At 33.6% G+C, this 21,455-nt stretch carries 24 protein-coding genes; 23 read left to right on the plus strand and 1 reads right to left on the minus strand.

The window, feature by feature from the left end; all coding sequences use genetic code 11:
- Nucleotides 1-39: 39 nt before the first annotated feature.
- The 3 genes from E3U55_RS03755 (at nt 40) to E3U55_RS03765 (ending at nt 2,428) form a co-directional block, all read left to right on the plus strand.
- Nucleotides 40-570, plus strand: a complete 531-nt coding sequence (locus tag E3U55_RS03755; protein ID WP_134338999.1) for an RNA polymerase sigma factor SigX — start codon at nt 40-42, stop codon at nt 568-570.
- A complete protein-coding gene (locus E3U55_RS03760; protein ID WP_134339000.1) occupies nt 567-1,736 on the plus strand; it encodes a hypothetical protein in 1,170 nt (389 codons plus the stop codon). The genes E3U55_RS03755 and E3U55_RS03760 overlap by 4 nt, the downstream gene beginning before the upstream one ends.
- Before the next feature lie 224 nt (nt 1,737-1,960).
- Nucleotides 1,961-2,428, plus strand: a complete 468-nt coding sequence (locus E3U55_RS03765; protein ID WP_134339001.1) for a helix-turn-helix transcriptional regulator — start codon at nt 1,961-1,963, stop codon at nt 2,426-2,428.
- A gap of 1 nt (nt 2,429) precedes the next feature.
- Here E3U55_RS03765 and E3U55_RS03770 read toward each other — a convergent pair whose 3' ends face one another.
- On the minus strand, nt 2,430-2,678 hold the full coding sequence (locus E3U55_RS03770) for a ferredoxin (RefSeq protein WP_134339002.1): 249 nt from the start codon (nt 2,676-2,678) through the stop codon (nt 2,430-2,432).
- A gap of 53 nt (nt 2,679-2,731) precedes the next feature.
- On the opposite strand from E3U55_RS03770, the gene E3U55_RS03775 reads away from it, so the two are divergent.
- From E3U55_RS03775 to E3U55_RS03870, 20 genes are all read left to right on the plus strand, one after another.
- A complete protein-coding gene (locus tag E3U55_RS03775; RefSeq protein WP_134339003.1) occupies nt 2,732-3,790 on the plus strand; it encodes a helix-turn-helix domain-containing protein in 1,059 nt (352 codons plus the stop codon).
- Nucleotides 3,777-5,243 carry a RecQ family ATP-dependent DNA helicase gene (locus E3U55_RS03780; RefSeq protein ID WP_134339004.1) on the plus strand — a complete coding sequence of 489 codons (1,467 nt, stop codon included), beginning with the start codon at nt 3,777-3,779 and terminating at the stop codon, nt 5,241-5,243. The genes E3U55_RS03775 and E3U55_RS03780 overlap by 14 nt, the downstream gene beginning before the upstream one ends.
- Nucleotides 5,244-5,822 (plus strand): CPBP family intramembrane glutamic endopeptidase, encoded by a 579-nt coding sequence (locus E3U55_RS03785; RefSeq protein WP_134339005.1) that lies wholly within the window; start codon nt 5,244-5,246, stop codon nt 5,820-5,822. It begins immediately after the preceding gene.
- An 8-nt stretch (nt 5,823-5,830) separates the two neighbouring features.
- Nucleotides 5,831-6,043, plus strand: coding sequence for a hypothetical protein (locus E3U55_RS03790; RefSeq protein ID WP_134339006.1), 213 nt, complete (start codon nt 5,831-5,833; stop codon nt 6,041-6,043).
- Between the two features lie 460 nt (nt 6,044-6,503).
- Entirely contained in the window at nt 6,504-7,082 is a 579-nt protein-coding gene (locus E3U55_RS03795) for an adaptor protein MecA (RefSeq protein WP_134339007.1), read from the plus strand.
- A 13-nt stretch (nt 7,083-7,095) separates the two neighbouring features.
- A complete protein-coding gene (locus tag E3U55_RS03800; RefSeq protein WP_134339008.1) occupies nt 7,096-8,025 on the plus strand; it encodes a D-alanine--D-alanine ligase in 930 nt (309 codons plus the stop codon).
- Nucleotides 8,026-8,197: 172 nt separating this feature from the next.
- Nucleotides 8,198-9,466, plus strand: coding sequence for a Glu/Leu/Phe/Val family dehydrogenase (locus tag E3U55_RS03805; protein ID WP_134339009.1), 1,269 nt, complete (start codon nt 8,198-8,200; stop codon nt 9,464-9,466).
- A gap of 97 nt (nt 9,467-9,563) precedes the next feature.
- Nucleotides 9,564-10,553: a YpdA family putative bacillithiol disulfide reductase gene (locus E3U55_RS03810; protein WP_134339157.1), complete on the plus strand. Its 990-nt coding sequence runs from the start codon at nt 9,564-9,566 to the stop codon at nt 10,551-10,553.
- Nucleotide 10,554: 1 nt separating this feature from the next.
- Nucleotides 10,555-11,514 carry an asparaginase gene (locus E3U55_RS03815; RefSeq protein WP_134339158.1) on the plus strand — a complete coding sequence of 320 codons (960 nt, stop codon included), beginning with the start codon at nt 10,555-10,557 and terminating at the stop codon, nt 11,512-11,514.
- Between the two features lie 125 nt (nt 11,515-11,639).
- Nucleotides 11,640-12,458 (plus strand): spore cortex-lytic enzyme, encoded by an 819-nt coding sequence (gene sleB / locus E3U55_RS03820; protein WP_134339159.1) that lies wholly within the window; start codon nt 11,640-11,642, stop codon nt 12,456-12,458.
- A gap of 15 nt (nt 12,459-12,473) precedes the next feature.
- Nucleotides 12,474-13,817 carry a germination protein YpeB gene (gene ypeB / locus E3U55_RS03825; RefSeq protein ID WP_134339010.1) on the plus strand — a complete coding sequence of 448 codons (1,344 nt, stop codon included), beginning with the start codon at nt 12,474-12,476 and terminating at the stop codon, nt 13,815-13,817.
- Nucleotides 13,818-13,912: 95 nt separating this feature from the next.
- Nucleotides 13,913-14,581: a flagellar brake protein gene (locus tag E3U55_RS03830; RefSeq protein WP_134339011.1), complete on the plus strand. Its 669-nt coding sequence runs from the start codon at nt 13,913-13,915 to the stop codon at nt 14,579-14,581.
- Between the two features lie 23 nt (nt 14,582-14,604).
- The gene (gene cmk / locus E3U55_RS03835) at nt 14,605-15,261 is read left to right on the plus strand and encodes a (d)CMP kinase (protein WP_134339012.1); all 657 of its coding nucleotides are present in this window, start codon (nt 14,605-14,607) and stop codon (nt 15,259-15,261) included.
- Between the two features lie 11 nt (nt 15,262-15,272).
- A complete protein-coding gene (locus E3U55_RS03840) occupies nt 15,273-15,851 on the plus strand; it encodes a lysophospholipid acyltransferase family protein (RefSeq protein WP_134339013.1) in 579 nt (192 codons plus the stop codon).
- A 99-nt stretch (nt 15,852-15,950) separates the two neighbouring features.
- Nucleotides 15,951-17,096 carry a 30S ribosomal protein S1 gene (rpsA, locus tag E3U55_RS03845; protein ID WP_134339014.1) on the plus strand — a complete coding sequence of 382 codons (1,146 nt, stop codon included), beginning with the start codon at nt 15,951-15,953 and terminating at the stop codon, nt 17,094-17,096.
- Between the two features lie 421 nt (nt 17,097-17,517).
- A complete protein-coding gene (gene der, locus E3U55_RS03850; protein WP_134339015.1) occupies nt 17,518-18,828 on the plus strand; it encodes a ribosome biogenesis GTPase Der in 1,311 nt (436 codons plus the stop codon).
- A 16-nt stretch (nt 18,829-18,844) separates the two neighbouring features.
- Nucleotides 18,845-19,867, plus strand: a complete 1,023-nt coding sequence (locus E3U55_RS03855; protein WP_134339016.1) for an NAD(P)H-dependent glycerol-3-phosphate dehydrogenase — start codon at nt 18,845-18,847, stop codon at nt 19,865-19,867.
- Between the two features lie 79 nt (nt 19,868-19,946).
- The gene (locus E3U55_RS03860) at nt 19,947-20,210 is read left to right on the plus strand and encodes a stage VI sporulation protein F (protein ID WP_134339017.1); all 264 of its coding nucleotides are present in this window, start codon (nt 19,947-19,949) and stop codon (nt 20,208-20,210) included.
- Between the two features lie 252 nt (nt 20,211-20,462).
- A complete protein-coding gene (locus E3U55_RS03865) occupies nt 20,463-20,660 on the plus strand; it encodes a DUF2768 family protein (protein WP_134339018.1) in 198 nt (65 codons plus the stop codon).
- An 11-nt stretch (nt 20,661-20,671) separates the two neighbouring features.
- Complete coding sequence (locus E3U55_RS03870; RefSeq protein WP_134339019.1) at nt 20,672-21,400, plus strand: hypothetical protein; 729 nt, start codon at nt 20,672-20,674, stop codon at nt 21,398-21,400.
- The last annotated feature ends 55 nt before the right edge of the window (nt 21,401-21,455 follow it).

Raw genomic sequence — 21,455 nt, forward strand, 5'->3', positions numbered from 1 at the left:
ATACATATCGACTAAATTAGTGAGAACGGAGGCTCGATGATGAAAGATATCTTTCAAGAGCTGTATGAACAATATCACCAGGACTTATATCAATTTATTTTTTATATGGTAAAAGAAAAACAAGCTACTGAAGATTTAGTACAGGAAGTTTATATAAGAGTATTACAATCTTATGATTCATTCGAAGGCAAAAGTAGTCAAAAAACTTGGTTGTTCTCAATTGCTCGTCATGTAACTATAGACTTCTTCAGAAAACAAGGAAGACGAAAGAAACAAACTGCTGAAGGTTTTGACATGGATGAGCATGGTAATTTATTGAGAGATGAACAGCCTACACCTCAAGAAATTGCTGAAAAAAGTGAGGAAATTAAAACGTTGTATAAATGTTTAGATGATTGTTCTGAAGATCAAAAAATGGTTGTAATTCTTAGATATATACAACAAATGTCGATTAAAGAGACTGCTGATATACTTAATTGGACGTCAAGTAAAGTAAAAACAACTCAACATCGAGCAATTCAAACTTTAAAAGAAAAAATGCTTCAAAGAGAAGGAGGGCATACAGAATGAAAAAACATGATGATAAATCAATAGAGCAATTATTATCTGAAATGCCCAATGTTCATGATGACAAATCTTTTGATGAATATTATAAAAATATATCAAAGCAGATTAACAATCAGCCAAAAGCGAAACAAAGAGGCTGGATTTTACCTGCATTAGCTTCTGCAGCTGCCTTGTTTTTAATGGTTATAGTAGGAATGCAATTAGTTAATACAAATGATACAGCAGACCAAGCCAACAGCATGGAAACGGCTGAACTCAGAAAAGAATTTAGTCCAGAATCAGAAGAAGGGTCAGCAGGCATTGCAATGGATGAAAATGAAACAAGTGATGAAGCTAAAGCAGGAATCACTTCTAGTGAGGAATCAGGAATTGTCCAGTTGAGAGATCTATCATCAATGGTTCTAACTCAAGAAGAAACAGAAGGTAAAGAACTATCAACTTTTATCGTACCTGATCAACAAGCCATGTATAGCGTGCCAATTACTGTTAATATTTCAAATAAGGATCCTTACGAAGTGTTTAATGAATACTCCTCGTATATTCAAAGTGAACAGTGGGGAGTTAGCACAGCAATCTTTAACAAAATGAAATATATTGGTATGAATAAACAGGAAGAACCTATTGTCCAAATAAGTGAAGATATTCAGGGTTCTTCTATGGAAAGAGCAGTTATTGAAGGATTAAGATATTTCGAAAGCTTAGGTCATGAAAAAGTCCAGATTCAAGACTCAGAAGGTAATGCAGTTGAGTTACCTCATATAGGGGATTTGACATATATAGAATTTAATCAGTCACCTAAAGTTTATAAATTATATGAAGCAAATGAAAATCAGAAGTTCTGGATTGAAAAAAAGATGAATAATCAATCAATTGATGAAGCGATTGAAGAACTTAAAGTTAATGAAAAAGATTTTAACGTTACTGCACCTGTACCTGATTATATAAATCTTGATTTAGAAGAAGATACTTCAACCTTAGTCATTACAATGACAAAACAACAGCATGACAGCTCTTCTGAAGAAATGATTTTTCTAATAGAAGGTATCTTATTAACAGCTAAATCTTATGGTTTTGAAAAGGTGGAGTTTAATAATTTTGGAGTAAGTGAAATTGGTAAGTATGATTTAACTCAACCAATTAATGTGCCAGTTTATATTAATCCAAAATAAACTTAATAAAATTTCTTTAATTTACAGAATAGAAATGCCTTACAACTATTGAGGGAATTACAGTCTCCCCAAACGTGTAAGGTATTTTTTGGTTTTGATATACTAAAAATTATTTAAAGAATGAAGAGGTATTGACTTGCATTTTGTTATTAATCTTGATGTAGTAAGGAAAGCAGGATTCATGGTAAAATGATATAAAAGGACAAATGGTGTGGGGGATTTCTGTGAATGAGGAGAAATTACGTTCAGCCCTATCAAACAAAATAAAAATGGTACGATCAGAATTTGATTATAATCAAGGTCAGATGGCGGATATACTAGGTGTCTCAAAGAAAACATTAGTTCAAATTGAGAAAGGGAGACAAATAGCGAGTTGGCCTGTGGTCGTAACATTTGCATGTATTTTTAGAGATAGCATGATCATTCAACAAGAGTTGGGAGAGCAGGATGTTGTACATTTTATCCAAGTCTTCGCACGTAAAAACATCGATTTACAAAAAGAGGGAAAAGTTCAGAATAATACATGGTGGAAAACGATTGATGAGCAAAATAGTTACATTCTTCAACGAAACGTAATCAGCCATTATTTTAGAATTGTTGATCAATTTGGTTATCGATTATTTAGTAGTTTTTATAAAAAAAGTGCGGTGAGACAGTTCAATGAAATAGTTAAAAATAAAAAAGATGACTAATCTAGTCATCTTTAAGAGCCATTTTATATAAAGGTTGATTGGTGATATTTATAGATTCTGTTGGACAACCATCGAAAGCATCCTCCAGATCCTCTGTTAAATGGTGAGGTATCTTGGCAACACCTTTATTATCATCTATAACATTAAAAGCTACACCCATCTCATCGTAATCAAAAATGTCAGGCGCAGTAGCACCACAAGCTCCACATGCAATACATGTATCTTGATTTACGTATGTATATAAAGACATGAGCAAAGACCTCCTGAGGACTACATTTTACAAACAAGGTGTTGAAAGATTATATGATTTATTTCTATCATATTCTATTGAATATGTTAACACGTTTAGCAAAACAACGCACTATTTCTTCCGCTTATCATATTTTACGAGGGAAAAAATCTTCTCAAACCTTACAAGATATACATTTATTTCAATTACAACCCCTTTATGGAATTTATCCTGACTTAAAAAAATCTACATATGATAATTGGATAGATCAACTAATTAGTCAGCAATTTTTATTGAATACTGATGATACATTCAGTTTGGATCTTGAGAAAGTAGGAGAAATAAGAGATATTTCTAAGTCTTTTAATGGTTTAATTTATAATAATTTTGATAAAGAATTTCTAAAGGCATTAAAGTTATTGGCACAAACTTTATCAAACATAAGTTATGGTCAATTTCGTTTTATCCCATTGATTGATGATATGAATATTCAGTGGAAGGTTAAAAAGATTATTCGTGAAAACGAATCAAAACAAGATTGGTTGATTAATCAGTTTTATCAAGAGCTTTTTAAATGCTTAGATGAAGTTGATGAGATACAAGCAGAAATATTTGTTATGCAGTTATCTGGTGTAAACCGAATTGGTTATAGTAGAAAACAATTAGCAGAACTATATCAAGTTAATAAAGAGGATATACAACTTACAACTATGAACATCACTCATAGCTTGATTACCATGATTAACAATAATCCCAATCAATTTCCGTTATTGCATTCTCTAATTCCTGCACATAAATTTCACTCGATTACAGTTTCTGCAGCAAAAACTCTCGAGCTGATTCAACAAGGGTATTCATTAGAAAAAATTGAACAAGTACGTCAGTTAAAATTAAGTACCATTCAAGATCATGTGGTGGAAATAGCGAATCAGGTCATTGAATTTGATATTCAACAGTTTGTAAGTGAAAGCATCGAGAAAGAAATTAAGGAATGTCTTGCACGAACAAGCACTAGAAGACTTAAACAAATAAAAGATGAACTCCATCCATCTATTAGTTATTTTCAAATTCGTTTAGTTCTTGCTAAATTAAATCAAAATGAAGCGAGTGAAATAATCAATGAGCCATATTAAACCGAATTTAGAAGAACAACTGTTAACCCATTTTGGTTTTTCATCTTTTCGCGAAGGTCAAAAAGAAATAATAGAATCCGTATTAGGTGGGCATCATACCTTGGCTACATTGCCTACAGGGAGTGGTAAGTCCATCTGTTATCAACTTCCATCAGTGATTAATGAGGGGTTAACCATTGTTGTATCACCTTTGATATCATTAATGGTGGATCAAGTAAAACTACTTAAGTCTGAAGGCTTTAAAAGGGTAACCGCTCTTAATAGTCTTTTAAACTTTAAACAAAAGAGTCAAATCATAAAAAATTTAGATCAATATAATTTAGTATATTGTTCGCCCGAAATGTTGCAACAACCAGCTGTTATTAATCGGTTAAAACATATTAAGGTTGATTTATTTGTAATTGATGAAGCGCATTGTATTTCTCAATGGGGGCACGAATTTCGTCCGGATTACTTAAGATTAAGAGAACTCATACAAGCTTTAGAGGAGCCAACCATACTGGCACTTAGTGCAACGGCAACTCCAGAAGTTCAAGAAGATATTATAAAATCACTTTCAGTAGATATGAAGAGAATTATTTATCCGATGGACCGAATTAATATTACTTATAATGTTTTGCATTCAGAGAATCAATTAGAAAAGCAAGAACAATTACATACCATTATTAAGCAAGTAGATAGCTCGACGATGATTTATTTCTCAAGTAGACAAATGACTGAGCAAATAAGTCTTCAATTAAAGCAACAATTTCCCGACCGACAGATTGCCTATTATCATGGTGGAATGGACCAACAGGATCGATTGTTAATTCAACAACAATTTATGCATGATCAGTTAGATATTATCTGTTGTACGAGTGCATTCGGAATGGGAGTCAATAAAAATAATATTCGTTTAGTTATTCATTATCATTTACCTCCAAACCTGGAATCTTTTATTCAAGAGACTGGTCGAGCAGGTAGAGATGGTGCCCATTGTGTGAGTGCATTACTATATTCTAAAGGTGATGAAGCAATTCCATTTCAAATTATAGAATCCGAGTTACCTGAAGATCATGAAATTAAACAATATCTATCTCAAGACCGCCAGGATACTATGGATTTCTTAACTGAAACAAAACAGCGTTTTTTAGAATATCATTCCCACCAACTTAAAGTTAACAATGATATATCAGAATTAAGCATAATCAACAAATTAATAGCTTTCCGAGATAAGAGAAAAAAAGTGAAAATCAAAAGCGTTCTTGATATGGTTCAATGGATCAATACTGAAGAGTGCAAAAGAAAGAGGTTATTTGAATCATATCAAAGTAACACACGTGAAGCAGAGTTTGAGTGCTGCAATTCTTGTGGGTTTAACATTTACGATTGGGAGTTAGAAAGGACTCACGAATTACAATCAAAAGATAATTGGCGTGAAATCTTGGATGAGATGTTCTACAGAGGTGTATAGATGAAAAAAATGTCTCAAGGTGAAATAATTAAAAAGTTAACTGATCGTGAATTAATATTAAATTTATATTTATCACAAATAATTTTTATAGTTTTGGCAATCACTCTTTCAATTTTTTTATTTGATAGACATGAAAGTTTATTCAAGTTATTTGAGTGGAATGTAAATGATATATTTTGGTTTGGGATTGTTCCAGGGTTATTAGTTGTTGTGATTGATATTCTATTAATCAAATTCCTGCATGAAAAACATTATGATGATGGTGGAATTAATTCCAGAATCTTTAAAGCGATATCAGTTCCGCACATTTTCTTTATTTCATTAGTTATTAGTTTTTCTGAAGAATTGTTGTTTAGAGGAGTTATACAAACGAGTTTTGGTTTTATTTTTGCCAGCTTGCTATTTGCTTTAGTTCACTTTCGATACTTGAAAAAAATAGTACTTCTAGTCTCTGTTTTATTACTATCGTTTTTGATAGGTTATATGTATGAAATAACAGAGAACTTATTGGTATCAATTTCCGCTCACTTTACAATTGATTTTCTGTTGGGTATTTATTATCGTTTATATCGGGAGTGACCACAACTATGAGAGCAACATACACAAAGAATAAAGAATTAGAAGATAATCAGGATTTAGATTTATTAAATTTACCACCTAGGTCAAAAAAGCACAAATCATCCGTAAAAAAAGAACGTAATAGTTTGTTTGTTAGTCAGATTATATTAAGAACTCTGTTGACTCTTTTCATATTTTTAATCTTTTTGATTCCATTTGCTTATTATTATTGGTTACAATAATACTGAATACAAATTGATTATTATTATGACATGCCGTTCAGTGGTTTATATAAGCCACTCTTTTTTATTTTAGGCACTGTTAAAGCTTAATGTTGATAAAAAAATAAATTGATCGGAAAGCGTCAGCCAGTGTCTATTCGCTGAAACAACAAGTAACTTTGCAAAGTCTAATTTAAATGAGTTGTTGTTAGTTAACAGTTTGAACAATATAATATATAAATATATGAATTATCTTTTATAGTGCAGGAGAAATCAATTAATCAATAGAAAAGATTAATAATCATAATTATAAATATACATTTCAAAATAAGAACTTTTGACATTTGTAAAATTCGAGTTTCATAACATATTCAATCTATTTAATAAAATAACAAAAAATAATCAAGAAGATTTGAGTAATACAGGCAATTTTACTATGAGTTTTTTCATAAGATAATAGTGAGACGGTGGAGGTGGTTACGTGCGATTAGAACGTTTAAGCGTTAACCAGTTTAAGATATTCCTTACCTACGATGACCTCAGTGAACGTGGCTATTCGAAGGAGGATTTATGGAACAATTTACCTAAGGCAAATCAATTGTTTCAAGATATGTTATACGAAGCGTGTGAAGAACTTAACATGGACTTAGATGGGATGTTAATGGTAAAAGTTCACATGTTGCAAGCACAAGGAATGATTATTATCGTGACTCAAAACGATAATGAGGAAGCTGAAAGTGAAGAATATATTGAATTAAAAGTAACTATGGATGAGAGTAAAGAAATGATATTTGTATTTAATGATTTAGAAGATGTGATTCAGGCAGCAAAAGGTACGCAATATCAGTTTGATCTGAATGCCAGTCTGTATGTTTATGATCATTTGTATTATCTCTATATCAATGAATCCTCTTTAACAGAGAAAATTAGGCAAGATTTGATCTCAATATTATCTGAGTATGCTTCACCAAGTACAATGACGTCATATATTTTAAATGAGCACGGTAAGTTGATTGCAGAAAATAATGCACTACAAATTTTTGTAAAGTACTTTAATTAATGAGGTGAATCTAATGAAGGTAGCTGTATTATACGGAGGAACATCTAAAGAACGTGAAGTATCACTATCAACTGGTAAAGGGATTATTCAAGCTTTAAAAAAACTTGGTCACGAAGTTGTAGATATCGATTTTAATCCTAAACAATTATATGTAATAATGGACAGAATTAAAGACGTCGATTTAGTTTTTATTGGTTTGCACGGTAAACAAGGTGAGGACGGAACTGTACAAGGGCTATTAGAACTTATGGACATTCCATATATTGGCTCAGGGGTATTAGCTTCTTCACTTGCGATGGATAAATCAAAAGCTAAGCAAATATTTGAAATGCATAATATTCCTGTGGCTAAAGGTAAAACTTATTCTAACCAGGCATCTGTTGAAGATGTTCATGACGATATCCTTAATACATTTAATCTTCCTATTGTCATTAAACCTAATCAAGAGGGTTCAACACTAGGCTTATCAATTATAAATGATCAAAGCCAAATCAAAGATGCAATTGATTTGGCTTTCACACATGACTTTGAAATTTTGGTGGAAGAATTTATTAAGGGAAGAGAGTTAACCTGTGCAGTAATTGGAAAACGTGGTCATGAATCTGCACTCCCGGTTATCGAAATCATCCCAAAAAGTGAATACTATGATTATGAATCAAAGTATTCTGCTGGGGGAAGTGAACATATTTGTCCAGCTCAAATTAATGAAGAGATAACAGAGCAAATACTTAATTACTCAGTTAAAGCCCATCAAGTTTTAGGGTGTGAAACTTACTCTCGTGTTGATTTTATTCTAAATGAGAATAATCAGCCAATTATTCTTGAAGTCAATACTTTACCTGGTATGACTCCGACAAGTTTATACCCTGATGCTGCCAATGCTGTTGACATGAGTTATGAGGAAATGCTTGAGAAGTTTATTCTTCTCACAATTGAGGAATAATAATTCTGTTAACTAAAATGTCAAATTTACGAATATATTTACGCTTGTTATAAAGAATAAAATAAGGGAAAATAATGGTTGATTTATGTTGCATATTCGGTGCGAAAATGTATACTAGTCATTGAAAGCACTAATTTTAATTTTTCTTTTCTTTATTATAGGAGGTAAACACATGGTAGCCGATAAACAAGCAGATTCTCAAGATTCCAATGACGTTCTTGTATCAACTCAAGAGGTTATTCAAACAGCGTTAAATAAGTTAGGTTATCCTGAAGAAGCATATGAATTAATGAAAGAACCTGTACGTATGATGATTGTTCGTATTCCCGTGCGTATGGATGATGGTAAAATAAAAATTTTCACAGGTTATCGTGCACAACACAATGATGCAGTTGGGCCAACAAAAGGTGGGGTTCGTTTCCACCCTAATGTAACAGAAAATGAAGTCCGAGCTCTGTCGATTTGGATGAGCTTAAAAGCGGGTATTGTTGACTTACCTTATGGTGGAGGTAAGGGTGGAATAATTTGTGATCCACGAAAAATGTCATTCCGTGAGTTAGAGGCTTTAAGCCGCGGATATGTTCGTGCTATTTCACAAATTGTTGGACCGACAAAAGATATTCCAGCACCAGATGTTTTTACAAATTCTCAAATTATGGCTTGGATGATGGATGAATACAGCCGAATTGATGAATTTAATAACCCTGGATTTATAACAGGTAAACCGATTGTACTTGGAGGGTCTCACGGAAGAGAATCTGCTACTGCAAAAGGTGTTACTATTTGTATAGAAGAAGCTTGTAAAAAGCGAGGAATCGATATTAAAGGAGCTCGTGTTATTGTACAAGGTTTTGGTAATGCGGGTAGTTTTTTAGCAAAATTCATGTATGATATGGGTGCAAAAGTTATTGCTATATCGGATGCAGAAGGGGCATTACATGACCCGGATGGATTAGATATTGATTACTTATTAGATCGTCGTGATAGCTTTGGTACTGTGACGAATCTGTTTGAAGAAACTATATCCAACCAAGATATGTTAGAGCTTGAAACAGATATATTAGTTCCAGCAGCTATTGAGAATCAAATTACAAAAGATAATGCACATAATATTAAAGCCAGTATAGTAGTAGAAGCAGCAAACGGGCCTACAACACTTGAAGCAACGAAAATTTTAACTGAACGTGATATTTTAATTGTTCCAGATGTACTAGCATCATCTGGCGGTGTAACGGTTTCTTACTTTGAGTGGGTGCAAAATAACCAAGGCTATTACTGGAAAGAAGAAGAAGTACAAGAAAAACTACGAGAAGTATTAGTTAAAGCATTTAACAACGTTTATACTACTTCTCAAAACCGTCAAGTGGATATGAGATTAGCAGCTTATATGGTCGGTGTTAGAAAAATGACTGAAGCGGCTCGTTTCCGCGGATGGATTTAATTCATATAAATAATATGTATTCGATTTGATTATTTAATGACAATCTCCTATCATAGTTTTGGTAGGAGATTTTTGTATGTCTAGGAGTGGGGCAATTATGCAAACAGAAGAAGTAATTATCATAGGTGCTGGTCCATGTGGACTATCAGCAGCTTTAGAATTAAAGAAACAAGGGATCGACCCTTTATTAATAGAAAAAGGTAATGTTGCAAATGCTATTTATAACTATCCAACCCATCAAACTTTTTTCAGTTCGAGTGAGAAATTAGAAATAGGGGGCATGCCTTTTATTTCTGAACGTCAAAAACCTGTTAGAAATGAAGCATTAACATATTATCGTACAGTAGCAGATCGTGGCCAATTAAGGATTAATAATTATGAAAAAGTGACTCAAATAACAAAAAATAAAAATAAATATATTCTTAAAACCGAAACATATTTAGGAAACTATAATAAGTATCAAGCAGAGTATGTCATTATTGCTACAGGTTACTATGACCACCCTAATAAGTTAGGTGTCAAAGGTGAAGAGCTTCCCCATGTTAATCATTACTTTAAAGAAGCTCATCCATTCTTTAAAAAGAATGTAGTGGTGGTTGGAGGTAAAAACTCTGCAGTAGACGCTACACTTGAATTAGAAAAAGCAGGTGCAAATGTCACTGTTTTATATAGGGGTGCAGATTATTCGCCTAGTGTTAAACCTTGGATATTACCATTGTTTGAATCATTAGTGAATCACAGAAAAATAGGAATGTCTTTTAAAGCGCATGTGAAAGAAATTCGTCAAAAAGATTTAATAGTAGATATTGATGGAGAAGAAGAAATTATTGAAGCAGATTATGTTTTTGCGATGATTGGATACCATCCAGATCAAAGCTTCTTAAAACATACTGGCGTGGACATTGATGAAGAAACTGGTCGACCGACGTTTGATCGTCATACGATGGAAACCAATTTAGAGAATATTTACATTGCAGGTGTAATAGCAGCAGGTTATAACAATAATGAAATTTTTATAGAAAATGGTCGTCACCACGGTGAATTAATCGCAGAAAGTATTATTAAAAAAAGGAATCACGGTGAATAACATGAAAAAAGTCGTTCTTTTAACAACAGGTGGAACAATTGCGAGTAAACCTAATGAAAATAGCGGTAAATTATCCTCAGGGGCAATGACAGGTGAGGAATTAGCAGCGCTATGTGATTTACCAAATGAAATTCAAATTATTGTGGATTCTGCTTTTCAAAAACCTAGTGTTCACCTTAATTCACAAGATTGGATTTTATTAAAAGACAAAGTTAATAAATATTTTCAAGATGAAGAGGTTGATGGGGTTGTCATTACACACGGAACTGATACTTTAGAAGAAACATCTTACTTTTTAGATTTAACAGTGAATGATCACCGTCCAGTTGTTGTAACCGGCTCTCAACGATCCATTTCAGACCTTGGAAGTGATGTTTATATCAACCTTAGACATGCCATTTATAGTGCTTGTAGTGAAGAGTTATATAATTGTGGCACCGTAGTCGTATTTAATGAAAGAATATTCTCTGCCAAGTATGTAAAAAAAGAACATGCTAGTAATATACAAGGTTTTAATGCTTTCGGATTTGGTTATCTTGGAATTATTGATAATGATCAGGTACAAGTATTTCAAAGACCATTAAAAAGAGAGTACTTCTTAGTACAGGATTTTTTACCTCGAGTAGATATCGTAAAATGTTACACTGACGCCGATGGAGTAATTTTAGATGCATTAAGACAGACCGATACACAAGGAATTATAATCGAAGGTGTGGGTCGTGGGCAAGTTCCACCTAATATGATGCCTGCAATCAAAAGGTGTTTAAATGACGGCATAGTAATTGTAATTACGACTGCATCTGAGGAAGGTGCTGTATATCCTACCTATGATTATGAAGGTAGTGCATATGATTTAATTAATCATGGTGTTATTTTAGGTAGTGATTATGATAGTAAGAAAGCTAGGGTACGTCTTTCTACCATGCTTTCAAATAACCAAATAAGTGATTTTAAGTTTTAGTCGACAGGATTCTGTCGGCTTTTTTTATTTTTATAAGAATATTACCCATAAAAAAACAAAAGATAATAGAGCGTATATTGTTAGATGTCAGGAGGAATACAACATTGAGAAAAACTAAAGTCATTATGTTACTAACACTAGCTTTAATTTTGTCTTTTAGTACATTTACAAATAATCAAACAACAAACGCTTTTACAAATCAAGTCATTCAACAAGGGGCTGTTGGAGATGATGTGATCGAATTGCAATCACGGTTACAATATATCGGTTTTTATAACGGAGAAATCGATGGAGTTTTTGGGTGGGGAACCTATTGGGCAGTAAGAAATTTTCAATATGAATTTGGTCTTCCTATAGACGGACTTGTTGGGCAAAAAACAAAAGATATGCTAGTAAAAGCATCAGAATACGACAAACAATGGATTAAAGAACAAATAAACCAAGGTAAAGAATTTAGCTACTATGGCGGGCAAAAGAGGCCTTACTCTGAAGCTAAACAACAATCGGCTCAACAAGGACAAAATCAACAAGCACAGGAACAACAAAAGCAACCCGAACAACCAACAGCAACAAATGTTCCAAAAGGGTTTTCCCAAAATGATATTCAGCTAATGTCTCAAGCTGTTTATTCCGAAGCACGTGGTGAGCCTTATTCAGGGCAAGTAGCCATTGCTGCAGTCATATTAAACCGCATTGAAGATTCAACTTTTCCTGATTCAGCATCAGGTGTAATATTTGAGCCACTAGCATTTACAGCTGTAGCTGACGGTCAATTTTATATGGAACCAGACCAACAGTCACGAGAAGCTGTAATAGATGCAATCAATGGATGGGATCCTTCCGGTGGGGCGACGTATTATTTTAACCCGAATACGGCTACATCTGATTGGATATGGTCCAGACCTCAAATTAAACGCATAGGCAAGCATATATTCTGTAAATAGATTGGAGGATTTAATGTGATACGTTGGATATTATATATAGTTTTGCTTATTGGTTTTATTGGATCCGTCATTTATGGATATCAAGAACACCAAGAAAAAAATGCGATTCTCATACAGGCAGAGAATAATTATCAACGTGCTTTTCACGATTTAACTTATCGTGTTGATTTATTAAATGACAAAATAAGTACAGTGATGGCCATGAATACACCAGAAAATCTCTCGCCTCAGCTGACGGAGATTTGGAAGATTTCTTCAGAAGCACAGGCTGATGTTGGACAGTTGCCGTTAACTTTATTACCATTTAATAAAACTGAAGAATTCTTAACTAACTTAGGAGAATTCTCATATCGAGTGGCAGTTCGAGACTTAGATGAAAAACCGTTGAATGAAAAAGAAATGGAATTACTATCACAGCTTCATCAAAATTCTAATGAAATTAAAAATGAGTTACGTACCGTTCAACATCAAGTTCTTAACAAAGGGTTAAGATGGATGGATGTTGAAGTAGCACTAGCGACAAATGAGCCTAGTGATAATACAATTATCGATGGTTTAAAAACGATTGAAAAAAACTCAGAAGAATTCAATTCAACTGATAATGAAGGTGTATTTACCTTAAACAACAAGTCTGAAAATGAACAAATTAAATTGACAGGCAGAGAATATAATGAGTCTGAAGTTGAAGAAATAGTCAGGAAACAATTTGAGCTTGATCAAAATGTTGAATTACAAGTAACAGAAACAGGTGAAGGATCAAATATTTCAATGTATAATGTTTCTTTTGAAACAGGAGAGCTTCACGGTTATGCAGAAGTTACAAAGCAAGGAGCAAATATGATTTCATATATGCTTACAAGAGAAATTGGAGATAGCCAAATTAGCTTAAATAAAGGCATGAAACAAGCTCAAGAATTATTAGAAGGATTAGGTTATGAGCAAGTTGAAATGGTCGAAAGTTCTCAATATGAACGCGTAGGTGTATTTCGTTTTGTCAGGGTAGAAGATGATGTTTATTATTACCCGGATAGTCTCCAGGTCAAAGTTGCATTAGATAACGGAGATATAGTCGGCTTAAGCGCAAGAGATTACATTATAAACACAACTGCGAGAGAAGATGTTAATTTTGAAGATAATTTATCTGTCGAAGAAGCAAAAGAATATGTTAATCCCAACATAAAGATCCTGGATACAAGAAAGGCTGTTATACAAAATGATCTAGGTGACGAAGTATTATGTTATGAATTGATTGGTACATTAAACGATCAAACTTACCGTGTTTATATAAATGTGAATGATGGTTTTGAAGAAAAAGTAGAAAAACTACAACAATCAGAGCAGCTGTACGGTGTGGATTAATTCAGGTTGAAAAAGGGAAAGGCGAATTAAGTCTTTTCCTTTTTCATTTTTTTTGACATAATATAAGTAATTGAAACCGCACAGGGGATGTTAAGATGTTAAAAGTAGGGATGAAACTAACTATTGAAACGTTTAAAAATGGTGAAGTTGAAGACCGTTTCCAATGTAAAGTTGCTGAAATGACGAAAAATAATATTTATATAGACTACCCTATAAATGAAAGAACTGGGCGCACGGCCTTGTTTATGGATGGTTCAGAATTTAAAGTGTCTTATGTGGCTGATGACGGAAATGTTTATGTTTTCTCATCAGAAATTGTTGGGCGTAAAAAAATTAAAATACCTGTTTTAGCAATCAGAGTACCGCTAAAAAGTGAAGTCAGGAAAATACAACGCAGACAATATGTCAGAGTTGATGTGTCATTAGACGTAGCCATTCATCCAGTTGATGATGAAAAACCGTCATTAATCACACGCACAGTCGACATAAGCGGTGGAGGAATAGCGGTTATTGGTTCTGGACTTGAAAAAGGGTATCAATCTGGAGATATTATGAAATTGACAATCGTTTTACCTTTTCAATCAAATGATTATAACTTCTTTACATCTGATGCAGAAGTTATACGATGTATTGCTGGTACAGATGCATCATCACCTAAAATTACATACAAATTTGTTAACGTAGATGAAAAACAACGAGAGAAAATAATAAAGTATTGTTTTGAAAAACAACTAGAAAAACGCAGAAAAGTTCTAAACAAGTAAACTTCCAGGAGGATCTATAGACCATGAAAATTGCTATCGACGGACCAGCGGCTGCAGGAAAAAGTACAGTTGCAAAGATTATTGCTAAAAAATTAGGGTATGTATATATAGATACAGGTGCAATGTACCGAGCCCTTACATTTGAAGCCCTAGAAACAAATACAAATGTTGAAGATGAACAATCATTATCGGATTTAGCAGATCAAATAAAAATCACCTTTGAAAATAAAGAACATGGACAAGATGTTTTCATTAATAATCGTAATGTTACCAATGAAATTCGTGACCATGATGTTACTAGCCAAGTGTCATTCATTGCAAAACATGAACGTGTTCGTGAGAAACTAGTGGAAATGCAACGCCAACTTTCTGAAAGCGGTAATGTTGTTATGGATGGAAGAGATATAGGAACATTTGTATTACCAGAGGCTGAGGTGAAAGTTTTTCTTGTTGCATCAGTGGAAGAGAGGGCAGAACGACGCCATAAAGAAAATCTCGAAAAAGGATTTGAGTCAGATTTAGAACAATTAAAAGAAGAAATTCGTCAAAGAGATAAAATTGATTCAGAAAGAGAGATTGCACCTTTAGTCAAAGCAGATGATGCTATAGAAATTGATACGACGAATAAAAGTATTGAAGAAGTAGCCGAGAATATTCTATCTCTTGTAAAAAATCCATAAGGAGCCAGGAAATGCTATATCATATTGCGAGAACACTTGTTAAAATTGTTTTTAAATTTATTTTCAAAATCGAAATTATAGGGCGAGAAAATATTCCGAAAAAGGGCCCAGTTATTATTTGTTCTAATCACATCTCAAATTTTGACCCACCAGTTGTTGGAATTACAAGTCCTCGTACAGTCCATTTTATGGCGAAAGAGGAGTTATTCCAAAAAAAATGGTTAGGCAAATTATTAATAGGAATAAATGCATTTCCTGTAAAACGAGGTATGCGAGACAGGAATGCTTTGAGAACTGGATTGAAATTATTATCTGATGGACATACAATAGGTCTTTTTCCCGAAGGAACACGTAGTAAAAATGGTGAAGTAAAAAAAGGTTTAGCTGGTGCTGGTTTTTTTGCTATGCGATCCGATGCAACCGTCATACCTTGTGCTATAATTGGTTCATATAAAAAATTTTCTAAGTTAAAAGTTGTTTATGGCAGCCCGATTAACTTTAACTCATTAGAAAAAGAGAAGCCAAGTGCTCAAGAAGTGACGGATGAAATTATGGAGAATATTAAGTCTTTATTAGATGAACATCGCTAATTCATGTTATTATGAAAATATTAGAAACTCTGAAAACTAAAAAACACTTAAATATGTTTTAGATGTTGTTCTTAGTAAGAAGTTGAAGGAGGAAATATGATGAGCGAGCGTCAAGAAAATCAAGTTGAACAAACGTTAGAAATAGGTCAAGAAGTATCAGGTAAAGTTTTGAAATTAGAAGATAAGCAAGTAGTTGTAGATATCGGTGAAAAATATGATGGTATTATCCCTATCTCCGAATTATCTCATCTACATGTAGAACATACCAACGAAGTATTATCTGAAGGCGAAGAAGTACAATTATTAGTCATAAAAGTTGAAGATGAAGCCATCATTCTTTCTAGAAAGCAATTAACTCAAAAATTAGCTTGGGATAACCTTCAAGAAAATTTTGATTCAGACAAAGTCTTTGAGGCTAATGTTATGGACGTAGTAAATGGTGGATTAGTCATGGATGCAGGTTTAAGAGCATTCATGCCAGCTTCACAAGTCGAAGCATTTTATGTCGAAGATTTTGAGTCATACAAAGGACAAACTTTGCAAGTTAAAGTTATTGAAATGGATGAAGCTAAAAATCGAGTTATTTTATCACATCGCGCTGTTGTTGAAGATGAACAAAAGGCTAAAAGAAAAGACACATTGCAAGCGCTTGAAGTAGGAGAAATAGTCGAAGGTAAAGTTCAACGTATCACTAATTTTGGTGCTTTTGTTGATTTAGGTGGCGTTGATGGTCTAATCCATATCTCTCAATTATCTCATGATCATGTTGAGAAAGCTGAGGATGTTGTTAGTGAAGGGGACAGCATTAAAGTAAAAGTGTTGTCAGTTGATCGCGATACAGAACGTATTGCCTTATCATTAAAAGATACTCAACCTGGACCTTGGTCAGGAATCGATAAGGAGATTGAAACCGGAGACGTCGTTCAAGGCGATGTTAAAAGATTAGTTAATTTTGGTGCGTTTATTGAAGTTAAACCAGGTGTTGAAGGGTTAGTTCATATTTCACAAATATCAAAAGAACATATTGGAAACCCACATGAAGTACTAGAAGAAGGGGAAACAGTTAAAGTAAAAGTTCTGGATATAAATGAAGAGAAAAAACGTATTTCTCTAAGCATAAAGGAAGCTCAAGAAGAACAAGATAATGTTGAATTACAAAAATATAAAAAAGACGAAGAAGATAATGGTTTTCAATTAGGAGACCTTATCGGTGACCGTTTAAAAGATCTAAATAACAAATCATAATGATTAAACGGATCAGCTTACCAAACTATTCTTAAGTCTAATGCTGGTGAATAATAGTTTGTGTAAAATTATTTCAGCCGCTGAGTTCCGTCAAAAAAAGTGGCGTAATGCCACTTTTTTATTTTGAATCATTATAGAATTAAATTTGAATATAACCAAAGTATATTAATAAAGAGACAATGTAAAATTTTTACTGATATTATATACAAAATGTTAAAAAGAATATTTTTGCGAAAAGCGTAAGGCGGCGACTCCTGTGGGAACAGCACGAGCTGAAAATCACGCAAAACGAACGAGAGTGAGTTTTGGGAAGTTGAAGCCGTGCCCACGGAAAGCGTCCGCTTGCAGCGATTCGCAGAATCTACAACAAACTTTACAAAGTTAAGAAAAAGCATTATTAGCAATGAAGGAATGAAAACATATGAGAAAATCAGTCGTAGCCATTGTAGGGCGTCCAAATGTAGGAAAATCAACAATCTTTAACCGATTAGTTGGAGAACGTATATCTATTGTTGAAGATACACCAGGTGTTACTCGAGACAGAATATATGCTGAATCTGAGTGGTTACACACTAACTTCAATTTAATCGATACTGGTGGTATTGATATTAGTGATGAGCCATTAATTGTACAAGTACGTGAACAAGCTGAAGTAGCCATAGAAGAAGCTGATGTAATTATTTTTCTTGCAAATGGTCGTGAAGGCATAACTGCTGCTGACGAAGAAGTAGCAAAAATATTATATAAATCCAACAAACCTGTCGTATTAGCTGTAAATAAAATTGATAACTATGAAATGCAAGATTTATTGTATGAATTCTATTCGCTTGGCTTCGGTCAGCCATTTCCGATATCAGGTACCCATGGTTTAGGATTAGGGGATTTATTAGATGAAGTGATAAAACACTTCCCTGAGCAAGATGAAATTGAAGAAGACGATGATCGAATTTACTTCTCTCTAATTGGTCGTCCAAATGTAGGAAAATCATCTTTAGTGAACTCGCTATTAGGTGAGGAACGTGTAATTGTAAGTAATATTGCAGGTACTACAAAAGATGCGATTGATACTAATTTTACAAAAGATGATCGAGATTTTACGATAATTGACACTGCAGGTATGCGTAAGCGTGGAAAAATTTATGAATCTACAGAGAAATACAGTGTGTTACGTGCTCTCAAAGCAATTGAGCGCTCTGATGTTGTTTTAGTAGTAATTGATGCTGATACAGGAATTATTGAGCAGGATAAAAAGATTGCCGGCTATGCACATGATGCCGGAAAAGCAATTGTAATTGTGGTCAATAAATGGGATGCTGTAGAGAAATCTCAAGATACAATGAAAGAATTTGAAGATGAAGTACGTCAGCAATTTCAGTTCTTATCCTATGCACCAATAGTATTTTTGTCTGCTAAAACTAAGAAGAGAATTCACACGTTACTGCCAATGGTTGTTGAAGTTAGTGAAAACCATTCAAAACGTGTTCGAACCAATTTATTAAATGAAGTAATAGAAGACGCTTTAGCTATAAATCCTACTCCGTCCATAAAAGGACAAAAACTAAAGATATTATATACCACTCAGGTTGCAACAAAACCACCGACTTTCGTTGTGTTTGTTAATGACCCTGAGTTAATGCACTTCACTTATGAAAGATTTTTAGAGAACCGAATTAGAGAAGCATTCGGATTTGTTGGTACACCAATTAAAATATATGCTCGACAACGCAAATAATATTTGAGGTGAGATGATGAAAAAGATCGCAGTAATAGGAGCTGGAAGTTGGGGAACAGCTCTTTCCATCGTGCTTGCTGATAATCAGCATGAGGTTCGACTTTGGTCGCACCGAGAGGAACAAGCTCAAGAAATTAATGAACATAAAACCAACAAAAAATATATTCCTGACATTTCTTTACCTAATAATCTAAAAGGCTACTCTGACCTGCAGCATGCTGTTGAAGATGCTGAGGCCATTTTATTAGTTGTACCTACTAAAGCTGTACGTGAAGTATGTCGGAGTATGAGACCATTTATTAAAAATGACCAAACCACCATTCATGCTTCAAAAGGAATTGAACCAGAAACACATAAACGTATTTCTGAAATGATTGAAGACGAATTAGGCGACCATGTCCGAGAACATATAGTTGTTTTATCTGGTCCAAGTCATGCTGAAGAGGTTGCTCTTAGACAACCTACAACGGTAACTGTTTCTTCGTATAATATAAAAGCAGCTGAAATCGCTCAAGATCTATTCATGAATGAGAATTTTAGAGTGTACACAAATGAAGATGTAGTTGGCGTTGAAATCGGTGGGGCATTAAAAAATATAATAGCCTTAGGAGCAGGTATTTCTGATGGGTTAGGGTATGGAGATAATGCTAAATCTGCATTAATTACTCGTGGTCTAGCAGAAATTGCTCGTTTAGGAACTAAATTAGATGCTAATCCATTAACTTTTGCTGGCTTGACAGGTGTAGGTGATTTAATCGTTACTTGTACGAGTAAACACAGCCGAAATTGGCGAGCAGGTAATATGTTAGGTAAAGGTTACGTTTTACAAGATGTTTTAGATCAGATGGGCATGGTGGTGGAAGGTGTAAGAACCACTAAAGCAACCTACCAAATATCTCAAAAGTTAGATATAGATATGCCGATAACTGAAGGATTATACGAGTTATTATTCCATGAAAAAGAGCCTAAAAAAGTTGTAGACGATTTAATGAATAGAGGCAAAACAAAAGAGCTGGAAGATTTATCATCTTTTTTGTAAAATAGTCCATAAACACACACAACAGCTATCTCCTGGTTGCATATAGTATTACGAATGCAACTTTAGGAGGGAGCACAAAATGAGTCAAGATTTCCAACAATCTGCTTTTGACCATTTGAAAAAGAAGGCGAACATTTCGCCACAAGAAATCATGCAAGTTGCTCAGTCAATGCAGCATGCTAATTTTTCAGATGAAAAAACAGTACGAAATTTAGTTCGTCAACTTGCTCGAATGGCCAATAAGCCTTTAAGTCAACAAAAAGAGGACCGTATTGTAGAAATGATTACAAAGAAGGGTCATCAATTAGATTACAACGCTTTACAACAATTATTTAAAAAATAGTGTAAGGAATAGGCAAGAGAAGTTTCAAGTTAAACAATTAGACATACTATAAACTGCACCAGTCAATATGAGCTGCTTTGTCATGAGGAATTAGTCATAAAAGAGGTGTGATGCCCCAACGCCTCTTTTATTTGTGTTCAAATTTCAAGCCAGAAGTAAATATAACTTTATTCAACTTTCTATTCTTTTGAACGGTACATTTTATGCTATAATACGACCGATAGCACTAAATAGAAAGGGCTTGATTTTAGAATGTCTGAAGGTATGTTAAGAATGTACATATCATTTGCTGGTATGGCTTCATTAGTTATTTCAGCATTATTAATTGTACTAGCAAGACATAAGTTAAAAGGTATTTTTAGAGTGATTGTAAGTATATTAGCTTATATTCTTTTAATCATTGGTGGATTTATAATATTTTTTATCGTATTTAGCGGTCCAACTGGTTAAGGTGGGATAACATGAAATTAAAACTATCAATTATTATACTAACAACGTTATTACTGCAAGCTTGTTTATACCCGGATAGTCAAAAGGTTGAAAACGCACCCACCAATGATGAGCAATTAAATGAGGTTCAACAAGCGGTTAACCAATATAAAGATCAAAATGGTGGATTGTTACCTATTAAGAATAGAGGGCAACAAACTCCTATTTTTATTAAGTATCCAATAGATTTTACTAAATTAAGTGATGCAAATATTTTGGGACAGCCTCCAGGCAACTCTTATGAGCGAGGCGGACCATATTCTTATGTAATTTTGGATCCAGAAAATGAAGTTGAAGTAAAAGTAGCTGATGTACGGGTAAACCAAAAACTAAGGTCTATTAATTATGAAATTAATATTTACCGTAATGAAAATCTTTACCCGCCATACGGTGAAATGATTAATAAAGGTTATTTTAATATTAACCTGGAAGCCATTGAACTGGATGAAGTACCAACTGTTAAAAGTCCTTATTCAGGCCAGAAGTTAGAGATTATCATTAATCATGAAGGTAAACCATTAGTTGATTATAGACCAGACGTCTATCGCATATTAGAAAAGGAAAATATTAATGAGTATGATGGTGATTTAAGGTATTTATTAACTGATCATTATCCAATCGTTCCTTCTTATTCCCCACCAATGAGTTTAGTTGATGGAGAAATTATATTTAAGGAGCATGTATCACAAACAACTGAATAAATATATCGTATGTAGTTAGAGATTCTATTTATTTTAAATTAGAATCTCTATTTTT

It is taken from the genome of Filobacillus milosensis, from assembly GCF_004402015.1.
Taxonomy (GTDB): Bacteria; Bacillota; Bacilli; order Bacillales; family Alkalibacillaceae; genus Filobacillus; species Filobacillus milosensis.

What these genes read in the sequence shown, in the direction of transcription:
- E3U55_RS03755 (WP_134338999.1), top strand. Translation starts at nt 40, where the DNA reads ATGAAAGATATCTTTCAAGAGCTGTATGAACAATATCACCAGGACTTA.
- E3U55_RS03760 (WP_134339000.1), top strand. Translation starts at nt 567, where the DNA reads ATGAAAAAACATGATGATAAATCAATAGAGCAATTATTATCTGAAATG.
- E3U55_RS03770 (WP_134339002.1), bottom strand. Translation starts at nt 2,678, where the DNA reads ATGTCTTTATATACATACGTAAATCAAGATACATGTATTGCATGTGGA.
- E3U55_RS03775 (WP_134339003.1), top strand. Translation starts at nt 2,732, where the DNA reads ATGATTTATTTCTATCATATTCTATTGAATATGTTAACACGTTTAGCA.
- E3U55_RS03780 (WP_134339004.1), top strand. Translation starts at nt 3,777, where the DNA reads ATGAGCCATATTAAACCGAATTTAGAAGAACAACTGTTAACCCATTTT.
- E3U55_RS03785 (WP_134339005.1), top strand. Translation starts at nt 5,244, where the DNA reads ATGAAAAAAATGTCTCAAGGTGAAATAATTAAAAAGTTAACTGATCGT.
- E3U55_RS03790 (WP_134339006.1), top strand. Translation starts at nt 5,831, where the DNA reads ATGAGAGCAACATACACAAAGAATAAAGAATTAGAAGATAATCAGGAT.
- E3U55_RS03800 (WP_134339008.1), top strand. Translation starts at nt 7,096, where the DNA reads ATGAAGGTAGCTGTATTATACGGAGGAACATCTAAAGAACGTGAAGTA.
- E3U55_RS03805 (WP_134339009.1), top strand. Translation starts at nt 8,198, where the DNA reads ATGGTAGCCGATAAACAAGCAGATTCTCAAGATTCCAATGACGTTCTT.
- E3U55_RS03810 (WP_134339157.1), top strand. Translation starts at nt 9,564, where the DNA reads ATGCAAACAGAAGAAGTAATTATCATAGGTGCTGGTCCATGTGGACTA.
- E3U55_RS03815 (WP_134339158.1), top strand. Translation starts at nt 10,555, where the DNA reads ATGAAAAAAGTCGTTCTTTTAACAACAGGTGGAACAATTGCGAGTAAA.
- sleB (WP_134339159.1), top strand. Translation starts at nt 11,640, where the DNA reads ATGTTACTAACACTAGCTTTAATTTTGTCTTTTAGTACATTTACAAAT.
- E3U55_RS03830 (WP_134339011.1), top strand. Translation starts at nt 13,913, where the DNA reads ATGTTAAAAGTAGGGATGAAACTAACTATTGAAACGTTTAAAAATGGT.
- cmk (WP_134339012.1), top strand. Translation starts at nt 14,605, where the DNA reads ATGAAAATTGCTATCGACGGACCAGCGGCTGCAGGAAAAAGTACAGTT.
- E3U55_RS03840 (WP_134339013.1), top strand. Translation starts at nt 15,273, where the DNA reads ATGCTATATCATATTGCGAGAACACTTGTTAAAATTGTTTTTAAATTT.
- rpsA (WP_134339014.1), top strand. Translation starts at nt 15,951, where the DNA reads ATGAGCGAGCGTCAAGAAAATCAAGTTGAACAAACGTTAGAAATAGGT.
- der (WP_134339015.1), top strand. Translation starts at nt 17,518, where the DNA reads ATGAGAAAATCAGTCGTAGCCATTGTAGGGCGTCCAAATGTAGGAAAA.
- E3U55_RS03855 (WP_134339016.1), top strand. Translation starts at nt 18,845, where the DNA reads ATGAAAAAGATCGCAGTAATAGGAGCTGGAAGTTGGGGAACAGCTCTT.
- E3U55_RS03860 (WP_134339017.1), top strand. Translation starts at nt 19,947, where the DNA reads ATGAGTCAAGATTTCCAACAATCTGCTTTTGACCATTTGAAAAAGAAG.
- E3U55_RS03865 (WP_134339018.1), top strand. Translation starts at nt 20,463, where the DNA reads ATGTCTGAAGGTATGTTAAGAATGTACATATCATTTGCTGGTATGGCT.
- E3U55_RS03870 (WP_134339019.1), top strand. Translation starts at nt 20,672, where the DNA reads ATGAAATTAAAACTATCAATTATTATACTAACAACGTTATTACTGCAA.